The organism is Pedobacter sp. (genome assembly GCF_041645105.1).
Taxonomy (GTDB): domain Bacteria; phylum Bacteroidota; class Bacteroidia; order Sphingobacteriales; family Sphingobacteriaceae; genus Pedobacter.
Window position 1 is genome coordinate 86251 of the sequence record NZ_JBAZQQ010000004.1, and the last position, 19521, is coordinate 105771.

16 protein-coding genes and 2 tRNA genes are annotated in these 19521 nt (G+C 37.2%); 11 read left to right on the plus strand and 7 right to left on the minus strand.

Features of this window, described 5'->3' with window-relative positions; translation table 11 throughout:
- Positions 1 to 16: 16 nt before the first annotated feature.
- Both WC623_RS13815 and WC623_RS13820 read right to left on the minus strand, forming a co-directional pair.
- Complete coding sequence (locus WC623_RS13815; protein ID WP_372852010.1) at positions 17 to 2431, minus strand: hypothetical protein; 2415 nt, start codon at positions 2429 to 2431, stop codon at positions 17 to 19.
- Positions 2432 to 2512: 81 nt separating this feature from the next.
- Complete coding sequence (locus WC623_RS13820; protein WP_372852012.1) at positions 2513 to 5446, minus strand: insulinase family protein; 2934 nt, start codon at positions 5444 to 5446, stop codon at positions 2513 to 2515.
- Positions 5447 to 5682: 236 nt separating this feature from the next.
- On the opposite strand from WC623_RS13820, the gene surE reads away from it, so the two are divergent.
- Genes surE through lpxB form a run of 3 tightly spaced genes read left to right on the plus strand, consistent with a single transcriptional unit; the run spans position 5683 to position 7918 of the window.
- Positions 5683 to 6531, plus strand: coding sequence for a 5'/3'-nucleotidase SurE (gene surE, locus WC623_RS13825; RefSeq protein WP_372852015.1), 849 nt, complete (start codon positions 5683 to 5685; stop codon positions 6529 to 6531).
- 5 nt (positions 6532 to 6536) lie between these two features.
- On the plus strand, positions 6537 to 6818 hold the full coding sequence (locus WC623_RS13830) for a stationary phase survival protein SurE (RefSeq protein WP_372852017.1): 282 nt from the start codon (positions 6537 to 6539) through the stop codon (positions 6816 to 6818).
- A complete protein-coding gene (gene lpxB / locus WC623_RS13835; RefSeq protein ID WP_372852019.1) occupies positions 6815 to 7918 on the plus strand; it encodes a lipid-A-disaccharide synthase in 1104 nt (367 codons plus the stop codon). Before WC623_RS13830 ends, lpxB begins: the two co-directional genes overlap by 4 nt.
- A gap of 6 nt (positions 7919 to 7924) precedes the next feature.
- On the opposite strand, the gene WC623_RS13840 is transcribed toward lpxB, so the two are convergent.
- The 4 genes from WC623_RS13840 to WC623_RS13855 all read right to left on the minus strand — a co-directional run bounded on the left by WC623_RS13840 (position 7925) and on the right by WC623_RS13855 (position 10652).
- Complete coding sequence (locus tag WC623_RS13840; RefSeq protein WP_372852800.1) at positions 7925 to 8419, minus strand: acyl-CoA thioesterase; 495 nt, start codon at positions 8417 to 8419, stop codon at positions 7925 to 7927.
- A gap of 108 nt (positions 8420 to 8527) precedes the next feature.
- Positions 8528 to 10132, minus strand: coding sequence for a Na+/H+ antiporter (locus tag WC623_RS13845; RefSeq protein ID WP_372852021.1), 1605 nt, complete (start codon positions 10130 to 10132; stop codon positions 8528 to 8530).
- 313 nt (positions 10133 to 10445) lie between these two features.
- Positions 10446 to 10528: transfer RNA gene (locus WC623_RS13850), tRNA-Tyr, on the minus strand.
- 50 nt (positions 10529 to 10578) lie between these two features.
- A tRNA-Ala gene (locus tag WC623_RS13855) sits at positions 10579 to 10652 on the minus strand.
- A gap of 140 nt (positions 10653 to 10792) precedes the next feature.
- Here WC623_RS13855 and WC623_RS13860 point away from each other — a divergent pair.
- The 3 genes from WC623_RS13860 to WC623_RS13870 all read left to right on the plus strand — a co-directional run bounded on the left by WC623_RS13860 (position 10793) and on the right by WC623_RS13870 (position 12476).
- Complete coding sequence (locus WC623_RS13860) at positions 10793 to 11290, plus strand: DUF4268 domain-containing protein (protein WP_372852023.1); 498 nt, start codon at positions 10793 to 10795, stop codon at positions 11288 to 11290.
- An 8-nt stretch (positions 11291 to 11298) separates the two neighbouring features.
- Positions 11299 to 12036, plus strand: coding sequence for a hypothetical protein (locus WC623_RS13865; RefSeq protein WP_372852024.1), 738 nt, complete (start codon positions 11299 to 11301; stop codon positions 12034 to 12036).
- An 80-nt stretch (positions 12037 to 12116) separates the two neighbouring features.
- Complete coding sequence (locus WC623_RS13870) at positions 12117 to 12476, plus strand: response regulator transcription factor (protein WP_372852026.1); 360 nt, start codon at positions 12117 to 12119, stop codon at positions 12474 to 12476.
- A gap of 14 nt (positions 12477 to 12490) precedes the next feature.
- On the opposite strand, the gene WC623_RS13875 is transcribed toward WC623_RS13870, so the two are convergent.
- Complete coding sequence (locus WC623_RS13875) at positions 12491 to 13255, minus strand: DeoR/GlpR family DNA-binding transcription regulator (protein WP_372852028.1); 765 nt, start codon at positions 13253 to 13255, stop codon at positions 12491 to 12493.
- Between the two features lie 434 nt (positions 13256 to 13689).
- On the opposite strand from WC623_RS13875, the gene WC623_RS13880 reads away from it, so the two are divergent.
- Genes WC623_RS13880 through WC623_RS13900 form a run of 5 tightly spaced genes read left to right on the plus strand, consistent with a single transcriptional unit; the run spans position 13690 to position 19518 of the window.
- Complete coding sequence (locus tag WC623_RS13880; protein WP_372852030.1) at positions 13690 to 14976, plus strand: MFS transporter; 1287 nt, start codon at positions 13690 to 13692, stop codon at positions 14974 to 14976.
- Positions 14977 to 15029: 53 nt separating this feature from the next.
- On the plus strand, positions 15030 to 15989 hold the full coding sequence (locus WC623_RS13885; protein ID WP_372852032.1) for an NAD(P)-dependent oxidoreductase: 960 nt from the start codon (positions 15030 to 15032) through the stop codon (positions 15987 to 15989).
- Positions 15990 to 16017: 28 nt separating this feature from the next.
- On the plus strand, positions 16018 to 17466 hold the full coding sequence (locus WC623_RS13890; RefSeq protein ID WP_372852034.1) for an FGGY-family carbohydrate kinase: 1449 nt from the start codon (positions 16018 to 16020) through the stop codon (positions 17464 to 17466).
- The gene (locus WC623_RS13895) at positions 17424 to 18926 is read left to right on the plus strand and encodes an FGGY-family carbohydrate kinase (RefSeq protein WP_372852036.1); all 1503 of its coding nucleotides are present in this window, start codon (positions 17424 to 17426) and stop codon (positions 18924 to 18926) included. The genes WC623_RS13890 and WC623_RS13895 overlap by 43 nt, the downstream gene beginning before the upstream one ends.
- A complete protein-coding gene (locus WC623_RS13900) occupies positions 18919 to 19518 on the plus strand; it encodes a histidine phosphatase family protein (protein WP_372852038.1) in 600 nt (199 codons plus the stop codon). The genes WC623_RS13895 and WC623_RS13900 overlap by 8 nt, the downstream gene beginning before the upstream one ends.
- Positions 19519 to 19521: the final 3 nt, after the last annotated feature.

Genomic DNA, 19521 nt, shown 5'->3' on the forward strand with positions numbered 1-19521 from the left:
AAGGGAAGTGCATATGTCACTTCCCTTTTACTTCAAATGTGTAATCGCCATAGCGTACACCCCCTGGACTTAAGCCCTGCACAACAATTCTGAATTTCCCTGTAATATCGCTCGTGTGAAATGTAATTGTCTTTGTTTTTCCAGTTAAAAGCTCTCCATAATTCCAATAAAGTGTTGAGAAAAATGCAGGCTCTAATGCATCTGGATAATCATTAACGTAAAATTCTTTTTTAGTATAAATACCTTCCATTGGTGTCATTCCGGGGACAACTTCTTGTTCTGAACAGGCCCAATAGATTATGATACCTTGATCAGAGGAGTAGCTTTTGCCAGGAATCGGATGTTTGTTTTGTGGACTTCCAATGTGATTCCTGCAGTTTAGTATGTTATAGGTACAGACGTAATCGCCACAGCGATTAGCTCCCATAGCCATTCCACTTTCATTCCCATTGTCATTCGCTTTAATCTGTACTTCTTTAAGCTGAAATACACTTTCATTGCTTTTTACAGTAAGTGTCCGATTATTCTGTACAGCAGAAGGTATCGATCTGAAGTTTGTTAATAGTACTTTCTGGTAATTTTTATTAAGCTTTATATATGGATCGTTTACCTTAATCTGGTACTTATCTTTTCGTTTATCTGTAATGAGTAAGTAAATAGACTTGTCCTTTTTAACTGCCAGACTATTGTTTGGGAATTCAAAATTTCCATGTTGATCGGTTACAAACATATTTAGACCAGTTGATTTTAGTATAGCAATTTCAATAGGCTTAGTGATTGTTTTTTTTTGTTCAGAAAGATTCAGTCTTATTGAAGTATTGTCATACTTAATTAGGGTGTCGGCGGCTGTTGTTTTCATCAGGTCTGGCCAGCTATACCTGTTCCAGCCTTTTACCAGTAAAATATCTTCAAGGTAGGCTAGGTCTTCATATCCTCTTTTATTATTATATGGAGGTAACGCGGTAAGATGGCTGGCTAAATAATTATAGCTTTCTATATCAGAAGATAGTTTTTGTGAGAAACGGTTTTCTTGAACACAAGCAATAGAAACCATTGCAAGACTGTCTGGTTTAGTTAAATTGATAGACATACTTACTTTTTCCCTCTGTCCATAAACCCGTTTGTCAGTAGAGACTGATATCTTTTGCTTTGGATTGTAATGAGCAAAAAACAGACGTTCAGCAATTGGACGACCGAGGCTATCTGATATGGTTATGGTGTTAAGCCCTTTTGGAACATCATGAAGTGCTAGAATTAAAGTGACACCGGGAGCTTTTAAATTTATGGTGTTATAAATAAAGGTTTCTTGAAAATTATGTACCCTGATAAATATTGGTGTAGTATGCAATGTTTTAAGACTAACTTTTAAAGTGTCAGTTACGACTGCCCTAGCGGCTTTAAGGCTTAAACCGTGTTCGTCTAGGGCTGAAGGTAAAAAGTAAGTGCTGTCAGCCATACCCGAATGCAATAGCTTTACTTTGTAAATACTGCCTTTTTTGGGTATGAGATTAAACCTTCCTATTCCATTACTATTGGTTTCAATAGTGTCTATAATGTGATCATCCTGGTAAAGTTGTGCCTTAAGCGCTATTACAGCAAGTTGCTGATCTTTAACTTCCCAGCCAATCGTTCCTGGAATCCAGTTAACCATATTTCCCCCTTCAGGATAAAAAGTCACTTTGGCTTTTTGTTTTTCAATTGGCAAAGCCAGGTTTAGAAAGCTGCTATCCTTTCCATAAGTTAGTTTGAAGTATATATTAGGATCTGTAAGGGTTTTCTGCTCATTTATTTTTAAGATCAGTTCGCCTGAACTGTTGGTCTGAGTTTTTTGATTGAGCTGACCATATCGATATCTTACCGTTACGGGTTTAGGTAAAAAACGTGCATCAGGAGTAGTTACATTGAGAAGTATGTCAGTTGGTTTTTTACCTGAGATGCCAGGAGCAAGTATTTTTACACTGGCATTAAAGCTTAGTGTATTATTTGTTTTTATAATGATAGGCTGGATGTAACTGACATCAGGAATGCCATTGCTGACTCTGTTGGTAGTAACCAGAAAATGATAGTTTCCAGCAAGTATAGAATCTGGCATAGCTATACTTCCATAACTTACACTATTGGCCATGAAAAACTTCTGCTGTTTAATTATTGTGCTGTCAATATCCCTGATTAATGCAACAGAGAGAATATCATGCTTCGATATGTCGGCAAAGCGTTCATTTAACAGGTAGCCTGTAAACCAAACTGTTTCATTATTGGTGTAAATGTTTTTGTCAAAATGAACGAACAACATTCTGGAGGGTTTGGCCAATTTGTAATGATGAAATTGTTGTTCAAACGGATCGGGGGTGAAAAATTTTCTTTGTTGCCCGGATGCAACCAGAAAGAATAGTGATAAAAGGCATAGCAATAGGTAGGATTTGTTTGACATTGATAAACCGTTTATCAAACATAAAAAAACGGGAGCATCATTTGATATGATTCTCCCGTTTTTTTATTCAGCATTTTAAAACTAATAACCAAATATTTGTTCAAGGGTTAACTTTGTAACAGTGCCATATTTCTTCATATCATCCATTTTTACATTCTTTTCAGACGCAACAATACAATAGCTATAAGTTTTGTTAGCTACTTTCTGCTCATGAAATGCTTTGATATCAGCAAAAGTCAAGGGTTTTAAACCAATATATTCATCTATTCTAGAATCATGATCAAAGCCAAGTTTTTGATCTGAAAAGTAAGCATTTATAATCCCTTCTTTGGTAATCCTATTTGTTTCAATTGCATTTAAAGCATTTCCTTTTGAAACGTCAAATGATTTATCTGCTTGAGGAAGATTATTTAAAAGTTCATTCATTCCTGCTATAGCCTCATTCATTTTATCAGCCTGGCTACCTACATAGGCTACCATTGCATATTCTTTGTTTTTTTTATCAGGAGATGAAAAAACAGCGAATGTTGAATAGGCAAGCGCTTTAGACTCTCTAATGGTTTGGAATACAATAGAGCCCATACCTCCACCAAAATAGCTGTTAAACAATGTTATTTTAGCAGCTTGAGCTGGATCATAAGTTCCACTATTGCGTAACCATCTTACTTCTGATTGTACCATGTCATAATCAGCAAAAAGCACCTGGTTTGTATTTGTGCTTGTATAAGTGAATTTTTTAGCTGCTGTAGCAGGAGTAAAAGCATTAGGCAGCTTATGTAATTTGCTGATTTCAGCAGTAAAAGCTTCTAATGTTTTTGGTCCATAATAGGTTATGGTGTGCTTATAATTGTTGATGTTGTGAATCAGTGATAACAATTGCTCTGAAGTGATGTTTTTAACAGCTTCATTACTTAAAGTGTAGTTAAATGGGTTGTTAGCTCCATATTGAGCATAAGTAGTTAGTCCACCCAATATAGCGGCTTTGTTTAGCTTATTGTTGTCTCTTCCTTTAAGAATTCTATTTTTAAGCTCTGATAGAGCCTGTTCATTAGGTTTACAGTTAGCAAAAATATGCTCGGTTAGACTTACAGCTTTGTCGAAATTTTCCTGTAATCCACTAATGGTTATTGTTGCATTTTCATTACCTACATTAAAGCTATAGTTACAGGCGATATTGTAAAACTGTTTGTTAATCTCTTCTGTACTATATTTATCCGTACTTAAAAAAGCAAGATACTGAGCCGCATAAGGCAACATCTGGTTATTCCAGCTACCAATGTCAAACTTGTAAGTCAGACTAAAGATACTGTTGTCCTTATTTTGAACAGTGATTACATCGGCAATCCCTTCTTTACCAAAGTTTAAATCTTTTTTATAATCCAAAAACTTAGGTGCAATAGGTTTTACCTGCATAGCATATAAGTTCTTAGCAAAGGTAGATGTTTCAGTAGCATTGGTTTTTACCGGAGTAATCGATGGTTTCTCGACTTTAGCGATGCTCTTATCCTCTCCTTTATGCTTGTACGTAACTACATAATTGTCTTTAAAGAATTGGTTTGCGAAATCGACAATTTGTTTTTTCGTAACCTTAGCCATTGCATCTGGCATATTCAGACTTTTATTCCAGTTTTGGCCACGGTTAAGTATAAATTCATTTGTAATGGATTCAACACGGAAGCTATTTTTATCGAATGCTTCAAGCAGGCCAAGTTTACTGTTTGCAACAGTTGCTTTAATAAGGCTTTCATCAAAATTACCTTTTTTAAGAATGTTGATTTGATCTAATAAGAGTTTTTGTGCTTCTTCTAAACTTTGACCTTGTTTAGGCTGAGCATTGATGACAAATACTCCATAGTCTTTCATTTGTTGGTAATAAGCACCTGCAGCCTGAACTTTTTGTTGTTGTTTTAAGTTAATGTCTATTAAACCAGCTTTTCCATTAGATAATATGCTGGAAATCAGATCTAGCAGCATGCTTTGGGTAGTGTTTTCAGCATAACCTCTGTAAGAAACTCTAACGCTTTCTGCACTTGGCCCATTGATATCAATTCTTTGAATTCCAGTCAATGGTTTTTCAGGAGCAGGATTGTAAAGTTCAAAAGGCTTGGGCTTCATGTAGGCAAATGCCTTGTCAATTTTTTTAATCAGTTCATCAGGATTAAAGTCACCCGCAAGTGCTAAGATCATATTGTTAGGAACATAATACTTATTATAGTATTTTCTGATCTCGACCAATGATGGGTTTTTTAAATGTTCAATTGTTCCGATAGTGGTTTGCTGACCATAATTGTGCGTAGGAAATAACTTTGCAGATGTAAGTTCAGAAACTTTCCATGAATCGTTGTCTAAACCACGGTTTTTTTCTTCATAAACCGCTTCCAGCTCGGTATGGAAAATTCTAAAAACAGGGCTTCGGAAACGTTCAGCTTGTAAAGCAAGGAACTGATCTGTCGCATTTGAAGGGAAATCTTCTTTGTAAACAGTTTCTTCGTACCAGGTATGTGCATTGGTAGATTGACCACCGATTGATTTCATCATCTTGTCATACTCATTGGCAATAGAATAATTTGATGCTTCTCCTGATGTTTTATCAATCTCTGCATAAATCTCTTTGCGTTTTGCAGGATCCGTTGTATTGCGGTATTGCTCATAAAGCGCAGATATTTTATCTAGTAACGGCTTTTCTTTGGCGTAATCCATTGTGCCAAATTTATCAGTCCCTTTAAATAGCATATGCTCAAGGTAGTGTGCCAGTCCTGTAGCATTTTTTGGGTCGGTATTGCTGCCAGCCCTTACAGCCAGACGGAATTCAATTATTGGTTCTTTTGTGTTTGGAGATAATGCTACGGTAAGGCCATTTTTTAAAGTGTAAAAACGAGCTTTTGTGGGGTCATTAGTAACATATTTGTAAGTGTAGCCACCTGATGAGGCTGTTTTCCACTGGTAGGTGGATTGTGCCATTACACTTGATCCTGCAATGAGGAAACAGACAAGCAATAGTAATTTGTGTTTCATTTAAAATAAATTAGTTAGTTTTTAATGGTAACAATATCCTGAGATATCGGTAGTATTTCGACCCTTGTAAGGTTAATAAGTTACAATCAATTAAATTAAAGATGCCGATGTTCAAATATAAGCTGATTGCTTAATTTTTGTAGTCGATTTCTTGTACTTTTACTGCTACAAAATGCCATGCAGCACAATTGTACTTAAAACAAGTAGGTTGTTATAGTGGTATAAAATGAAAGTGTATGAAGAAGCAAAATGCAAGACCCAATATTTTGGTCGTGAATGATGATGGGATTACAGCACCAGGTATTAAGAACCTGATTGATGTGATGATGGAGATTGGTAATGTCGTGGTGGTTGCGCCAGATGGTCCACAATCGGGCATGGGGCATGCTATCACTATTGGTAAGCCCTTGCGTTTTGACCGGGTGGATTTATACCCTGGGGTTGAAATGTACAAATGCTCGGGTACACCTGTTGATTGTGTGAAACTTGCAGTAAATAAGATTTTTAAAGGGAAAAAGCCTGATCTCTGTGTATCTGGGATTAATCACGGTTTGAATAATTCTATCAATGTAATTTATTCAGGAACCATGTCGGCCGCAGTAGAAGGTGCCATTGAAAATATTCCTTCAATTGGTTTTTCATTGGATGATTTTTCTCATCAGGCAGACTTTAGTCATTGTAAGAAGTATATCAAAACTATTTCCGAGCAAGTTTTAGAGCATGGATTGCCGCAGGCGACTCTATTGAATGTAAACTTCCCGAAGGGTGAGGATTTAAAAGGAATAAAGATCTGCAGACAGGCAAATGCAAAATGGGCTGAAGAGTTCGATGAACGTAAGGATCCATATGAACGTCCTTACTATTGGTTAACTGGTGTTTTTCAGAATCTTGACAAAGGTGAAGATACTGATGTGTGGGCACTTGAACAAGGCTTTGTATCAGTAGTGCCGGTTCAGTTTGATCTTACGGCTCATCATGCTATACCCGTTTTGAACAGCTGGACTTTTGATGTTGCTGGAGCTATTTCATCAACTAAGAATAATGTAAAAAGAACTGCGGCGCCTGATGGCCCTTCTCTTGGTTAATACATATGATTAAACACCGATTGGCAGCAGTTAAAAACTCTGTATTTATAGGATTGGGTATCGGGATATTGGTGCCTGGGATATTACTGTCCATCGTATGGTACCTAATGCAAAAGTTTGAATATTTAGCAAAAGCTGATTTGTTACTGATTGGTTGTATTGCTGTAAATGCTGTATTTATGCATTATTTTTTTAAGTTGAATAAGGACAATATTGGTCGGGGTATTATTAGCGCTACCTTTTTATGGGCCTTTGCATTCTTTTTTTATAAAATAAACCGTTCATGAGGTACTATTTAGTTGCAGGAGAGGCTTCTGGAGATTTGCATGGGGCAAACTTAATGAAGGCATTAAAAGTAGAGGACGGAAATGCAGAATTCAGGTATTACGGTGGAGACAAAATGAAAGCTCAGGGTGGTGTTTTGGATAAACACTATTCTGAAATGGCTTTTATGGGATTCACAGAAGTGTTATTGAATCTACGGACCATTTTTAAAAATATGAAGGCTTGTAAGGCTGCGGTACTTGCTTATAAGCCAGACGTACTCATACTTATTGATTTTCCTGGATTTAATTTGAAGATAGCAGAGTTTGCAAAAGCAAATGACATAAAAGTCTGCTATTATATTTCGCCAAAAGTTTGGGCATGGAACCAGAAAAGAGTGCTTAAAATAAAAAGGATCGTTGATCAAATGTTTTGCATTTTACCTTTTGAAGTAGACTTTTACAAACAGTGGGGGATGACCGTAGATTACGTTGGTAATCCGTTGTTAGATGAGATTGCTCAGTTTACTGCAGATTCAGATTTTCGAACAAAACACAATTTGCAAAAAGAAGTGATTGCGCTGCTACCAGGGAGTCGTAAACAGGAAATTGAGCGTTTGTTACCCGATATGTTGAGTGTTACCACTAATTTTCCTGATTACCATTTTGTAGTAGCCGCAGCACCAAGTTTTGATGAAACTTATTATCGGCAGTTTATCAAGACGGACAATGTTACTCTGGTATTTGCACAGACCTATAATCTGCTCACAATAGCAAAAGCTGCAATTGTGGCTTCTGGTACTGCAACGCTGGAAACTGCTTTGTTTCACGTGCCCCAGGTGGTGGTGTATCGTGGTGGGGCTATTTCTGTAGCTATAGCAAGAGCACTAGTGAAAATAAGGTTTATATCTCTGGTCAACCTAATTATGGATAGGAGAGTCGTGACCGAACTTATTCAGAATGATTGCAATACCAAGAACATCATCCAGGAATTAAGTCATGTTTTAAGTGCTGATGGAAGAAATCAGATGATGAACGATTATAAAGAATTATCAGGTAAAATGGGAACGGCTGGAGCTTCAGAACGAACTGCTAAACTTATTCTTACTTATTTGAAAAACTAGTTACTGTTATATCATTATACAACGTTCACCTGCAAGCAGATTTCTGCACTGCTCATCTTTTTCAGGAATATTGACTTGAGCCAGTTCTTTCTGATATTGACGTCTGAGATCTTTTCGTTCTTTGGCCTCAATAAAACGTCTTACCTGTTCTTTATTCTCCAGAATTAACCCCGGAACCTGTATTGGTGAATTTTGATCATCTTTGGCAACCATGGTAAAGTAACAAGTATTGGTGTGTTTAACCTGATTGGTTTTTATGTTTTCTGAAACAACCCTTATGCCAACCACAACAGAGGTGTTTCCAACATAATTGATGGAAGCCATTAAAGAAACCAATTCTCCTACTTCAACAGGTGCCAGAAAGTTCACGGTATCGATAGAGGCAGTCACACAATAATTTCCAGCATGTTTTGCTGCGCAAACATAAGCAACTTTGTCCATCAGTGAGAGCAGAGTACCTCCATGTATTTTTCCACCGAAATTAGCATATGCAGGTATCATTAATTCTGTTAAAATGGTTTCAGAATAACTGACTGGTTTGTAGTTTTTTGTTGAGTCTGATTGATCCGCTTGGTCTGGTTTATTCATATGGTCGAAGTGTTGAATATATTAATGTTTATTTAGCCTGGCTTCTTCAAGATCAAGATTGTCCTCCATATTCCTCATCACTTCATGATCATATTTTTTAGATGCCCTGATTTTCTTTAATCCTCTTCTCCTAAGTGCTATTAGCTCGAGCATAATTTCTCTGTAAAGCTTTCGGACAGAAACGACCTCTTCTTTTTGTGTTTGTTCAATTAGGGTTCTTTCCGTTGCTTTTATGCTCCTTTCAAGTTGTTCCTTAATACGTGAAATCGTCTCATGTTGGCTCATTTCCACGCTATAATTATCATTAAGATAGCTCACACATTCTTTGGCTAGTTGTAATCGGATCGACTCTATTTGTTCGTCTTCAGGGACATGTTCATCTACCTCTTCTACCTTTAATAATTTTAGGAAAATAGGTAAGGTTAACCCCTGAAATACCAATGTAACCAATATCACAATAAAGGTGATAAAAAGAATCATGTTACGATGAGGAAAAGGCTCGCCAGTATCTAGTGTTAATGGAATTGCCAATGCCGAAGCAAGAGAAACCACACCACGCATACCAGCCCATCCAATAATGAAAGGGAGTTTGAAACCCGGGGTCTTTTCTTTTTTTCTAATTCCTGGACTTAAAAGTCTGGGAATAAATGCCGAGGCATAAACCAGTACAATACGAAGTATAATTACGATTGCACTGATAATTAGCGCATATTTGATGGCTTCCTCCATTGAGTAACCCTCCAGGCCATCTACGATAACAGGCAGTTCTAAGCCAATAAGAATAAATACAAAACCATTTAAAAGAAAGCCTACAGTTGCCCATACTTCTTTTGCTTGTATGCGTGTATGGTAATTGAGAAAATCTGCTGACCGGAATGATAAAAATAATCCACCACTAACAACGGCCAATACGCCCGACCAATGAAATTCCTCGGCTACAATATACATTAGGTAGGGAGCGATAAGGGTAATCGGAGTAGTGATACTTGAAGATTTTGCCCAATACCTGAGTACAAAATAGAGGAGGTGTGCAATTACAAGACCCACTACTACCCCCATTACGGCGAGAATCAAAAAATCAGTTGCGGCGTCCTGTAATATAAATTTCCCCGTAAGTATGGCAGCTAATGCAAATCTGAATACAGTTAGGGATGCAGCGTCATTAACCAGACTTTCTCCTTCCAATATGGTTAATCCTCTTTTTGGCATGTTCACACCTTTTAGTACGGAGGTAGCGGCAACGGCATCAGGAGGGGATATGATGCCTCCAAGTAAAAACCCAAGGGCTAAAGTAAAACCCGGAATTATGCTGACAGAAAAATAGGCGACGGCCAATGATGTAATTAAGACTAGGGCAAAGCCTAACGAAAAGATAGACCGCCTCCATTTCCAGAATTCATTCCAGGAGGTATACCAGGCCGCTTCAAATAAAAGAGGGGGCAGGAAAATAAGAAATACAATATCAGGATTGATATTAATTACAGGCATGCCCGGAATGAAGCTGATGCCCAATCCACCAATAACAAGGAAAATGGGGTAAGAGATCTTCCAACGCTGACTCAGCAGAAAAAGTAAGGCCATTGCAAAAAATAGAGCCAGTATTAAAAGCAGGTTAGCGTGTATCATGCCTTAAAAAGATTTGAGAATATCATCTATGATTTAATAGAACCAGTTGAAATTTCATTACAATTTTTGAACCATCTTTTTAAAAATAGCAAATAAAATCATTAGTTAGCAATGGAAATTCGATCGGTAATAAATGCTGCTGACGAATTACTGCTATTGTATTTATTTGATACTGTTTAGGTAGTACCATATTAGTATGAGGTTAGTATGAGAGCAGTATGAGGGTAATATGAGTCATTAAGGTTGCTATAACGATTCTCGGAGGATTACAGGAGAAAGAAGCTTTAAGAAAAAGATTTTTGGGAAATTGTTGTGGGGGGAGAAGGATTCGAACCTTCGAAGTCTTGCGACAACAGAGTTACAGTCTGTCCCATTTGGCCACTCTGGTATCCCCCCAACTTACAATATTTTCAAAAGGCTTCAGGTTTTCTGAAGCCTTTTAAGGGTGGAGAATATCGGATTCGAACCGATCACCTCTTCACTGCCAGCGAAGCGCTCTAGCCAAATGAGCTAATCCCCCGTTTTACTAATGGTAAGAATCATTAGTGTGGGGCAAAAGTAACTAAATTTAGAAATCCTGCAAATTAAATATTGAAAATAGTGTACGTCTAATGCTTGTTTGTTGCGTATTTTTGAACCGTAAACCCATTTTTCATGTTAATGGGTAGGTTTTACCATTTTAAACACGATTGTAAATTGTATTCAAAAGATCAGGCGTCTCAATTAAAACAGGAGTTTTGGACAAGCTTCGGGCAATATATTGCTCCGCATCTATCGTCAGAAGGGTTGAAAATAAATTGGATTAACTATAAAACAGGCATAAAACATCTGTTTTTTAAAATGCATGCAGATAAACGGCAGGTATCAATAGCTATAGAACTTACGCATCCTGATGAGGAGATTAGGGAATTGGTATTTGAGCAGTTTACTGAATTTAAAAAACTGTTTGAAGAGCAGTTGCAGGAAAAATGGGAATGGGAGTTGGATAGTTATGATGAGTATGGAAAAAAAATCAGTAGAATTTACAAAGTTTTACCTGATGTAAGTATTTTTAAAAAAGAAGATTGGCCAACCTTAATATCATTCTTAAAGCCCAGAATAATTGCGCTGGATGAATTTTGGAGTAATGCACAGTATAGCTTTGAAGTGTTTAAGTAGAAATAGACATGAATCGACAGTATTTAAAAATCGTTCGTAAATTTTATCCTGGAGCATATGCAACTGAAGTTGCGATGGATAGACTATTAGATGTAGTAGAAAAACAATTAGGACTAAGGCCTGATCAGTTGATGTATGCTGATAGCATTTGTTGTGATGATGTTAATATTATTCAATATCCTGAAAGAGCTTATGAGATGCTTGGGCCATTTAAAATGGGTGGATTAAGCGGTTTCCCTTTTGCTGGAATTGCAGGAATGAATGCTTTTGCCAATCATGTTCCTGTAGATGGCGCGGTTGTTATTTTTTATGCACCACACATTGGTATTACTAAAAATGGTGAGGTAGGTGAGATTCATCGCATCGGACAATTAACTAATTCCCCTTGTTGCGGTGCTGCTAAAGGTGCTTTAGATAAGCTTATGGCTAATGAAATTCTACAAGATGACATTACTGCTTTGGATTACCAGTTGAATGCCATTGAACAGATTCTGTTGCGAAATGAAAAACGTATAAAAGGTGCAGAAAATGCAGTTTTTGAAGCGACAGAAGTAATGTATGAGGCAATAGAACAAAGAATTAATATTTTGATTTCTAAAACAGATTATCCTTGTAAACATCTTATTATTGCGGGGGGTGTTTTTGTTAACGGAGATGTAGATATGGGCTCATATTGTGATTATAGGCGTTTTGAGTACTTGAATCTAGAGACCGGGCAACGTTCAAATTGGATGATAGATTTTTAGAAAATCTTCATGTGATATTACTGGCAGCATTGTTGTAGTTTAAAAAATGATTTAGTTTTAAATGTAAAACAGCATTAATTATGATTAAAAGGGTTCATGTTCTTGAAGATGATGAGGATATCAGGTATATTATTGGTGTTTTATTAAAAGATGAGGGTTACGAGTTACAACTTTCATCATCTTTTGAAGAACTCAAAGGTAAGCTGAAGGATTCTGTTCCCGACTTATTCATATTAGATGTAATGTTGCCAGATGGTGATGGGACTGATATATGTACTGATCTGAAAACAGATGCCTTCACCAGGCATATACCAATTATTGTAATGTCAGCTAATGATAATAATAAAAAGAAAAGCATTGCTGCAGGTGCTGATGCTTATATAAGCAAGCCCTTTGACATAGATTATATTGTAACTCGTATTAATAAGTTATTAGCTTAGATTATTAGTAAGTTTTAGGCAATAATAACTTTTACTCCTCTGTCTTCTATCATTTTTACAGTTTGGTCGGATACTTTGTTGTCTGTAACAATATACTGTACCTGATCAAATCCGCAGATTTTTCCGAGGCCTCTACGTCCAAATTTAGTGCTATCTGCCATGATAACTAAGGTTTGAGCAGTTTCGATCATTTTTTGATTTAAAGTAGCTTCTGCAATATTGGTGATAGAGAAGCCAAAGTCCAGCTCAATTCCATCTACTCCCAAGAACAAGATTTCACACGAAATTTCGTCAAGTACTCTCATGGCGTGACTGCCGGCTACAGAAGATGAATTTGGACGAATGAGTCCTCCAAGTTGGAGAACCTCTACATTGCTTCTATTACTTAATTCGAGACCCACCTTTAAAGCTGGTGTTATTACAGTAAGAAGCTTGGTTGGATGAAGGCAACGTGCAAGTTCGAAAACAGTCGTGCCAGATCCAATCATAATGGAATCACTTTGTTTGATCAGTGTGGCAGCTGATTTTGCTATTTTTTGCTTGTCTTCTGAATTAATGAATTCCTTTTCATTTATTGGTCTGTCAACAGCGTAAGGATTGGTAATAGATCCCCCACCACGTGTTCTGAATAAAAGATTTTTATCTTCTAATAGTTTTAAGTCCTTTCTTATGGTAACGCCAGATACCTCCATGAGGTCGCTAAGTTCTTGAATGCCAACTCGGCCTTGTTCTTTTAGTTTCTGAAGAATAAGCTGATGTCTCTCTGTTATGTTTTTCATAAGATACCTGGGGTGTTAATTGCTGTAAATATATTAAATCGAAGACGTATTTATAAATATAGGCTATTGTTGAATTTATTTTTTTGTAAAAATAATCATTTGTGTTTCTTTAATTGTCTTAATTTTGTTTAATTTGGTTTAATATTGTTTTAATTTGCTTTACTTGTGTTTGTTTTAATGTTAAAATTTAAACTAATGTCGTGATAAATCCATTACTATGTTATTGAAGCATTTTTATGGTAAGTCTATCAAATAATATTTTTACGTAGGAAAATCCTGATGTAAATATAACATGGCATTAATATTTAAAGTAATTCAGAGTTTTTATTTTGTTTAATAATTATAAATGCAATAGGAATTTTAATAAGCAAAATGTAACATTTTAAAAGTTTGTGGAACGAAAAGAAGCAACAAAACCAAATATTTAACCAAATATGAAACACGAATTGAATTTAAACAATTCCCTGATGGATAAGATGGGGATACCAAAACAGTTAGCCTGGGGCTATCTGGGAATTATGATTTTTATGATGGGCGATGGAGTTGAGCAAGGATGGCTTAGTCCTTATCTTATTGGAAGAGGAATGACTATGGAGCAGTCTGCCAATATGTTTATAGTATACGGTATAACCATTGCAATTTCCTCATGGTTCTCAGGTGTTTTAACTGAAGGTTTTGGACCGAAAAAAACAATGCTGATGGGCTTGCTCCTTTATATTTTAGGGACGGTAGGGTTTGTTGGATTTGCTCTGCCTGATCTTGATTATGGTTTAATGTTGATTACCTATGCAATAAGAGGTTTTGGTTATCCACTATTTGCTTATTCATTTTTGGTATGGGTTACTTATCGTAGTCCAGGGAAGAAGTTGGGAGCTGCTGTGGGATGGTTCTGGTTTGTGTTTACAGGAGGCTTAAATGTTTTTGGTGCTTATTATTCGAGTTGGGCAATACAACATTTAGGATATCTGGATACACTTTGGAGTTCTATTTTCTGGGTGTTGATAGGTGCCTTTTTTGCCTTGATTTTGGTAAGAGATAAATTTCAGGCTGTAGCAGGTGAAAACAAATTATCTAAGTCTGAAGAATTGCTTAAGGGCATTGTTATCATGAGAGAAGAGCCAAAAGTATTGCTGGGTGGTATTGTGCGTATTATTAATACTACTGCTCAGTTTGCATTTCCTGTCTTTATGCCTATATACATGGCTTCTCACGGATTTAGTACTACAGAATGGTTGCAGATCTGGGGTACAATATTCATCGCGAATATTGCATTTAATCTAATGTTTGGATTTGTTGGAGATCGTTTTGGATGGCGAAATACAGTAATGTGGTTTGGAGGGGTGGGGTGTGCATTGAGTACACTATTATTCTTTTATTCACCGGTAATTTTTGAGGGAAGCTTTTGGATGGTTATGTTTTGTGGAGTACTGTGGGGTGCTTTCCTTGCTGGTTATGTGCCATTATCAGCCCTTATTCCTTCACTAGTTAATAAAGATAAAGGTGCAGCTATGGCTGTTCTAAACTTTGGTGCAGGTCTAGCCGTATTTGTTGGTCCAGCCATTGTAGGGTTATTTATAGGCAGTTTAGGTAATGAAGGTGTGGTTTGGATTCTTGCAGGATTATATGTTGTTAGTGCCATATTAACCAGGTTCATCACACTCCCTGATAATGCCAAAATTCTACATACTGAACCAAATCTGGAAGTTACATTAACAGCCTGATCATTGATGTCTGAGAATAAGATTACAAAAGAAAACACATAAATAAAATACATATGAGAATACTAATTACGGCCCCTTATCATGAAGAGGGGAGGCAATTATTGGCAGAAAGAATAGGTGAAGTAGTTTATAAGCCCTGGAAAGATTTAGGAAGGGCTTATAATGAGGATGAATTGCTCTCTCTTCTTCATGAAACCAATGCACAAGCACTAATTACTGAACATGATCACGTTACAGCTAAAGTTATAGAGGCAAATCCGCAACTCCAATTTATTGGTGTATGCAGAGGAACACCTTCAAATGTATCATTAGAAACGGCGAAGGAAATGGGAATAGCCGTGTTTCATACACCTGCGAGAAATGCACAAGCTGTTGCAGAGTTGTTTCTCGCTACGGTAATTGATCTTTTAAGAAATACTTATGCAGGCGTGGAGTGGTTGAAAAGTAAAGCCTGGACTGATGATGCCCACACTTCGTATCTTCAATTTAAGGGAAACGAAATGGCAGGTAAAACCATTGGTATGGTTGGTTTTGGCGCAGTTGGACAACGTATCGCCAGTATGGTTGAGAATTTTCCATGTGCTATAAAATTTTATGATCCATATTTGGAAAGTTATGATCCTAAGTACATTAAAACCTCATTGGAAGATGTATTTGAGAGTAGCGAGATCGTTTCTATCCATCTGCCAGTTAATGAATATACAATAGGTATGATCGATAAAGCTTTAATATCAAAAATGAGAAGAGATGCCGTATTTGTAAATACAGCTAGGGCTAGTGTTGTTAAACGTAATGATCTTTTATATGCGTTAGAAAATAAACTTATTCGTGGGGCCGTATTGGATGTATTTGATCATGAACCACCTGATGAAAAGGATTATAAGATTATCAATTTGCCAAATGTTCTGGCTACCCCACACATAGCAGGGGCTACACATGAGGTAGAAGATCATCATGTTGCAATTATGAACGAAAAAGTTCTTAGTTGGTTTGCTCAGGAAAAAGTAAATTAGGTTAGATAAAGTATAGATTAAATCAAGGATGACAAATCAAGAAGCATATATAGTAATTGATATTGGTACAGGAAATGTAAGAGTAGCCGTAGCCACAACCTCTGGTGAAATCCTCAGCATAGCACGTGAAAACCTGCAAAATCAAAAGGACTACAATTATCCAGAAGCTCTTTTCTTTAGTACTGATGACTTGTGGGAGCAGATCGTAAGGCTGACCAGGAAGGCGTTGGCTGAAATACCTAAAATAAGAATTCTTGCTTTAACCGCTACAAGTCAGCGGGAAGGGATAGTGCTGATTGGTAAAAATGGAGAATCACTGATTGGCCTCCCAAATATTGATCATAGGGGTAGAGAATGGGAGGATATGATTATGGACAAAAGTGAGGTTTATCAGCTTACGGGCCGTTATCCTACTTCTTTATTTTCTGCATTAAAAATTGTAGGTGTAAAAAACCGGCTACCTGATTTGTGGGGCGAGTTTGCTACATTCTTAAGTATCAGTGATTGGGTTGAATATAAGTTAAGTGGTGTGTTGCATTATGAGCATTCCCAGGCATCTGAGACGATGTTATATGATGTTGAAAAACATGATTGGTCCGATAGATTATGTGAAATTTTTGAAATCGACCCTGCGGTTTTGCCAAAATTAACATTATCCGGAACAGTACTCGGACCTATTATTCCTATTGAGGCTGCTGCATTTAATATTGATTCGGATGCCTGGATAATTGTTGGAGGTGCTGATACTCAATTGGCAATTATCAGTACACAGCCTTTAGAGAATGATGTTGTTATTGTTTCAGGAACAACTACGCCAATTATTAAAATTACAAGCGAATATATTACAGATGATCAGGAGCGTACCTGGACCAACAGACACATTGATGAACATAGTTTTATTTTAGAAGCAAATGCTGGAGTGACTGGTTTAAACTATCAACGTCTAAAAGAAATCTTTTACCCAAAAGAAGGGTATGATGTGATTGAAAATGAATTGCAGGAAATTACACATTTTCAGTGTCTGGCTTCATTGGGTTCGCTACTGGCTGATGAAAAAACTCCTTTAACACGTGGAGGTTTCATTTTTGATGCGCCAGTTTCCCATCTGCTAACACGTGGTAGTTTCGTATGGGCAACTTTATGGGATATAGCCTGCAGTATCAGGGAGAATTACAAAAGTCTTTGCGAAGTAACTAACCATGATCAAGATTATATTTGGGTTTGTGGAGGTGGTGTACAAAGCCGGACATTGAGACAGTTCATTGCCAATCTAATTCAAAAAAGAGTAATTATCCGCAAAAGTTATCGGCAATCGTCTGTTATTGGTGGTGTGTACATTTGTAATAAAGCTTTAGGAAAACCATTTATTGAACCATTTGTGCAAGAGGAAGTATTGCCACAGGGTAACGAAGAGCATCAAAGGTTATATAAGGAATGGAAGAAGACCAGAGCTTCATTCACAGAAATATTCAGTTAGTTATGGCTCCATATTTTATAGGAATAGATATTGGTACTCAGGGAGCAAGGATCGTATTGCTGGACTCTAATGGGGGCGTTGTATCAGCATCCGCAAAGGTTTTTGCGCTTGATGAGCAATCTAGAGAGGAGCAGTCGCCTGGTCTTTGGTGGAAAGCTTGTTTAGCCTGTTTCAAGGAATTGACTGATGCTGTTAGAGGGGAACTGGATTTTAATGAGATTGTTGCAATGGCTGTGACTTCGACATCTGGTACGGTTATTCCACTTGATAGTAACAATGTCCCTTTGCATAATGCTTTGATGTATAGTGATAAGCGGTCTGTGGAGCAGGCAGAAAAATGCACTTTGGCAGCTTTGAAATATCATCATTCTGGCTTTACAGGTTTTAACACTTCAAGTGCACTTGCTAAAATAGTTTGGTTTGGAGACACTTATCCAGGTAAAGTAGTTAAAATTCACAAATGGATTCATGCTGCCGATTATATTACCGGGATGTTAACAGGGAAATGGGGAGTAACGGATTATACTAATGCTTTTAAAACAGGCTATGATGTGAGTAATTATGAATGGCCTGATTACTTGTTTACTCAATTACCCTTAAAAAAAGAATGGCTCCCAGAAGTTTTTCCTTCAGGAACAGTGATAGGAACTTTGAATAAAGAGATTGCAACAACACTTGGGCTTCCTGAACATATTAAGGTTACCGTCGGTATAACAGATGGCTGCGCATCACAAATCGCCTCGGGTGCCGTAAATCCGGGCGATTGGAATACAACAATTGGTACTACAATGGTGATTAAAGGAGTCACTAAAAATGAAGTAGTGGATAATAAAGGGCGTATTTATAGCCATAGACATCCTTCGGGTTATTGGATGCCTGGAGGGGCGAGTAATACGGGAGCGGATTGGGTGACTAATGAATTTGGTGGGCAATTGGAATCGTTAAACAAGGCAGCTGAGCATTTAATGCCTACTGGTTTGCTTTCATACCCATTACGACAAAAGGGGGAGCGTTTTCCTATGCTTGCCCCACAGGCAATTGGTTTTGAAGAGGAGGGACTTTCAATGGAAGAGAGGTTCACTGCCAATATGGAAGGGGTAGCTTATCTGGAACGGTTTGCTTTTGAATTGATTCAGGTTTTCGCTAATGAAAAAGTAAATGCTGTTTTTACTGCTGGTGGTGGAAGTAATAGTGAAGTGTGGCTTAAAATACGCAGTAACGTATTGAATTTGCCTATTTATAAAATGAAAGAGGTGTCGGGGGCAGTTGGCGCTGCAATTTTAGCAGCTTCTAATACTTGCTTTTCATCACTTGAAAATGCAGTGAAGTCATTAACTGTGATAGAGAAAGAGGTTAGACCACAACCAGATCTGGTTGCGAGGTACGAGGAGAGTTACCATCGTTTTTTAAGGTTGCTGTTAGAAAAGGGATATATTAAAAAAGAAGAGATACATGCTTAATGTTTATTTATTACGCCATGGGGAGACTGCATACAATGCAGATGGCAATCGTTATTGTGGTAGGACAGATATTGAACTAACCCAAAAGGGTATTCTACAGGCTAATTTGGTAAATAACCAGCTTAAGGGGATGTCGTTTGATGCAGTTTATTCTTCTCCGTTAAAACGGGCTTTGTATACTGCAGAGATTGCTTCTGGTTTAAAAACGGTCCAAACAGATGTTCGGCTCATTGAAGTAGATTTTGGTGAATGGGAAGGTAAAACAAAGGAAGAGTTTATTGAAGAAAAGGCTAGTCTATGGACTTATTGGATGAATGATCCGGAACATACAAGGGCAGGTGGTACTGGAGAAACGGGCGCAAATGTAGTTTCAAGGGTAGATGATTTTTACAAGGAAATGTTAGATAAATATCCGGACGGAAATATTCTGGTAGTTGGCCATAATGGGATAAACAGACTCTACCTTGCACATAAGCTCGGGATGTCTTTGAAGTATTATAGACGCATAGTACAGGAGAATTCTTCTATCACCATGTTTAGTCTGGATGAGCATGGTGAACTTAATTTGAAGCTTTTAAATAGTAAAATCTAATCA

Excerpts from the sequence above, each read along its gene's own strand:
- WC623_RS13815 (WP_372852010.1), bottom strand. The coding sequence starts at position 2,431 with ATGTCAAACAAATCCTACCTATTGCTATGCCTTTTATCACTATTCTTT.
- WC623_RS13820 (WP_372852012.1), bottom strand. The coding sequence starts at position 5,446 with ATGAAACACAAATTACTATTGCTTGTCTGTTTCCTCATTGCAGGATCA.
- surE (WP_372852015.1), top strand. The coding sequence starts at position 5,683 with ATGAAGAAGCAAAATGCAAGACCCAATATTTTGGTCGTGAATGATGAT.
- WC623_RS13830 (WP_372852017.1), top strand. The coding sequence starts at position 6,537 with ATGATTAAACACCGATTGGCAGCAGTTAAAAACTCTGTATTTATAGGA.
- lpxB (WP_372852019.1), top strand. The coding sequence starts at position 6,815 with ATGAGGTACTATTTAGTTGCAGGAGAGGCTTCTGGAGATTTGCATGGG.
- WC623_RS13840 (WP_372852800.1), bottom strand. The coding sequence starts at position 8,419 with ATGATACCTGCATATGCTAATTTCGGTGGAAAAATACATGGAGGTACT.
- WC623_RS13845 (WP_372852021.1), bottom strand. The coding sequence starts at position 10,132 with ATGATACACGCTAACCTGCTTTTAATACTGGCTCTATTTTTTGCAATG.
- WC623_RS13860 (WP_372852023.1), top strand. The coding sequence starts at position 10,793 with ATGGGTAGGTTTTACCATTTTAAACACGATTGTAAATTGTATTCAAAA.
- WC623_RS13865 (WP_372852024.1), top strand. The coding sequence starts at position 11,299 with ATGAATCGACAGTATTTAAAAATCGTTCGTAAATTTTATCCTGGAGCA.
- WC623_RS13870 (WP_372852026.1), top strand. The coding sequence starts at position 12,117 with ATGATTAAAAGGGTTCATGTTCTTGAAGATGATGAGGATATCAGGTAT.
- WC623_RS13875 (WP_372852028.1), bottom strand. The coding sequence starts at position 13,255 with ATGAAAAACATAACAGAGAGACATCAGCTTATTCTTCAGAAACTAAAA.
- WC623_RS13880 (WP_372852030.1), top strand. The coding sequence starts at position 13,690 with ATGAAACACGAATTGAATTTAAACAATTCCCTGATGGATAAGATGGGG.
- WC623_RS13885 (WP_372852032.1), top strand. The coding sequence starts at position 15,030 with ATGAGAATACTAATTACGGCCCCTTATCATGAAGAGGGGAGGCAATTA.
- WC623_RS13890 (WP_372852034.1), top strand. The coding sequence starts at position 16,018 with ATGACAAATCAAGAAGCATATATAGTAATTGATATTGGTACAGGAAAT.
- WC623_RS13895 (WP_372852036.1), top strand. The coding sequence starts at position 17,424 with ATGGAAGAAGACCAGAGCTTCATTCACAGAAATATTCAGTTAGTTATG.
- WC623_RS13900 (WP_372852038.1), top strand. The coding sequence starts at position 18,919 with ATGCTTAATGTTTATTTATTACGCCATGGGGAGACTGCATACAATGCA.